This is a genomic window from Klebsiella planticola ATCC 33531, assembly GCF_000735435.1.
Classification (GTDB): Bacteria; Pseudomonadota; Gammaproteobacteria; order Enterobacterales; family Enterobacteriaceae; genus Klebsiella; species Klebsiella planticola.
Map to the genome: position 1 here is coordinate 1 of NZ_JMPP01000071.1, position 1,336 is coordinate 1,336.

The following is a 1,336-nucleotide window of genomic DNA, read 5'->3' on the forward strand; positions in this document are numbered from 1 at the left end:
TGATGTAGCCCCCTGAAACACCAGACAGTAGCTGTATCTCCAGATAAGAGATAGTCTTGAATATATGTCTAACACTAACGCCAATTTTGAGATGACCGGGATCCTGTTAGGGCAAGAAGTCCGTAAACGTAAAACTCCTCAGGAGAAGATCGCCATTATCCAGCAGACGATGGAGCCGGGCATGAATGTCTCCCATGTCGCCCGCCTGCATGGTATCCAGCCCAGCCTGCTGTTTAAGTGGAAGAAGCAATATCAGGAAGGCAGCCTCACCGCTGTTGCGGCCGGAGAGGAAGTCGTTCCTGCTTCTGAGCTTACTGCTGCTCTGAAGCAGGTCCGGGAGCTTCAGCGCCTTCTGGGCAAGAAGACGATGGAAGTTGAGATCCTGAAAGAAGCCGTGGAGTACGGTCAGTCGCGAAAATGGATAGCGCACGCGCCCTTGTTGCCAAAGGACGGGGAATAGCCCTGGTCAGCCGCACCATGGGCGTGTCGCGTGCGCAACTGTCACTGCGGATTAAGCGTTCTGCCGACTGGCAGGACAGGCGCTGTAACCGGCGTAATGACGAAGCAGACGCAGAAATACTGTCGGCTATCCTCAACATTATCAGCGATATGCCGAGTTATGGTTATCGACGCGTGTGGGGCATCCTGCGCAAGCAACGTCGCACAGAGGGACAGCCACCTGTGAACGCCAAACGGCTTTACAGGATAATGAGCGAGCATAACCTGTTGTTGTTGCATGACAAACCAGAGCAACCGAAGCGTGAACATAAGGGCAAAATCGCGGTGGCAGAAAGCGATATGCGCTGGTGTTCAGATGGCTTCGAGTTCGGCTGCGACAACGGCGAAAAACTGCGGGTAACGTTCGCGCTGGACTGCTGCGACCGTGAGGCCATAGACTGGGCAGCAAGCACGGGAGGCTATGACAGTTCGACCGTGCAGGATGTGATGCTGAGGTCGGTGGAAAAGCGCTTCGGCGACAGGTTGCCCGACACAGCGGTGCAGTGGCTGACGGATAACGGTTCAGCGTATACCGCGAATGAAACGCGGAGGTTCGCGAGAGAGCTGAATCTGGAGCCCTGCACAACAGCGGTGAGCAGCCCGCAGAGTAATGGCATGGCCGAACGGTTCGTGAAAACGATGAAAGAAGACTATATCGCGTTCATGCCAAAACCGGATGTGAGAACAGCACTGCGAAACCTTGCAGCAGCGTTCACGCATTACAATGAAAACCACCCGCACAGCGCGCTGGGATATCACTCCCCAAGGGAATACCGGCGGCAGCGGGCATCGTTAACTTAAGATACAAAAGCTGTCCGGAGATGGCGGGTCAAGATCA

The 1,336-nt window shown here is 54.9% G+C and carries 1 protein-coding gene; it reads left to right on the plus strand.

What is annotated here, in order from left to right; genetic code table 11:
• The first annotated feature begins 91 nt into the window (after positions 1-91).
• Positions 92-1,299, plus strand: a protein-coding gene (locus GRPL_RS00065) for an IS3 family transposase (RefSeq protein ID WP_097311113.1) whose coding sequence is annotated in 2 segments (ribosomal slippage) — positions 92-413 and positions 413-1,299 — 1,209 coding nt in all. Because the reading frame shifts where the segments join, the coding sequence is not laid out codon by codon here.
• Positions 1,300-1,336 lie beyond the last annotated feature (37 nt).